Origin of the sequence: Bradyrhizobium sp. BR 10261 (assembly GCF_019455395.1) — a bacterium.
Taxonomy (GTDB): Bacteria; Pseudomonadota; Alphaproteobacteria; order Rhizobiales; family Xanthobacteraceae; genus Bradyrhizobium; species Bradyrhizobium manausense.
Window position 1 is genome coordinate 1 of record NZ_JACOFQ010000069.1, and the last position, 1,327, is coordinate 1,327.

General features: G+C 62.8%; 1 pseudogene. It reads left to right on the top strand.

What is annotated here, in order from left to right:
- Positions 1 to 295 precede the first annotated feature (295 nt).
- Positions 296 to 1,327: pseudogene (locus HYH07_RS36155) on the top strand (methyl-accepting chemotaxis protein); the annotation flags it as partial.

Below are 1,327 nucleotides of genomic sequence, written 5' to 3' on the forward strand. Positions count from 1 at the left end.
AGGTGCTGAACTCGGCGAAGACGCTGTCGAGCGAAAGCACCCGCCTGCGCGCCGAGCTCGATCGCTTCATGGCGAATATCAGGGCAGCGTAGGACTCCGTCGCTTCATACTCCGTCGTCGTCGGACAGGCGCGCCCTTGTCCGGGACGCCGGCATCCTCCGCGACAGCTCACCGCAAGTTGCGGTGTGGCGAATTTACCGCGGCTTATCCTTTACCATTTACCGTGCGTGCGAGTCGGGGAGCGGGCTGCTGCCGGACAGCGCCTGGTTTTCCGTGAATGGAATGGGGTGGGGGAATGTCGGTCAAGTCGAAGCCGAGCTCTTTGAGGCTCTTCACCTTGCGCTTTCGCGCAAAGATCATCCTCGGCTTCGTGGCGGTACTGGCCATCCTCGCCGTCAGCATGGCGTTCGCCTATTTCGGCTTCGAGCGAATCGCTGGCGCCGTCGCCTCCTACCGGACCAGCGTGGCCGAAGCAGACCTGGCACGGACCATCGACCGCGAATTGATCAGCTATCAGGGCCTGACCCGGGCGTACACGCTGACCGGTGCGGCGGATGACGAATCCGCGGCCAAGGCGGCCGAGGAAAATCTGAAGGCGGCGATCGCCAAGTCGATGTCCGCCACGTCTGGTGCGGCGCGCCGCGAGGAGATCGGCAAGCTCGAGGCCGAGTTCCAGCGCTTCACAAAGGTCTTCAGCGAGATCATCACGCTGACCCGCGCCAACAACAAGATCGCGGCCGATGAGCTGAACGCTGTCGGCAACAAGATCCGCTTCAAGTTCGACGATCTTGCCGATACCGCGGCGCTTGCCGGGCTCGCGTCGGTGCAGACCACGGCCAAGGACATCACTTCGCAATATCTCGCGGTGTCCACGTCGGTCAGCGCCTTCGTCGCCAAGCCGGATCCAAAGACCGCCGACGGGGTCGTCGCCCGCATCAAGTTCCTGGAGACGCTGCTGGTCTCGATCTACGCCAACGACCAGAAGATCACGGACCGTGTCACCGAGATCGGCAATCTGCTGAAGCAATACCGCTTATCTTTCGCCAAGCTGTCGGAGAACGTGAAGGTCATCGCCAAGTCGAATGCCGAGATGACCAAGACGGCAGCGTCCATCCTCAAGCTCTCGGGCGAATTGCGCTCGGGCCTGTCGGCCGATCAGCAGCGCATCGAGGCGGGTGCGAATACGACGATCGGGGAAACCGAGCAGCTGATGCTGATGCTGGCGCTGGGTGGACTTGCCATCGGTGCGGCGCTGGCGCTGATGCTCGGCAACGGCATCTCGCGGCCGATGATCGCGATGTGCAAGGCGATGCGTGAGCTTGCCTCG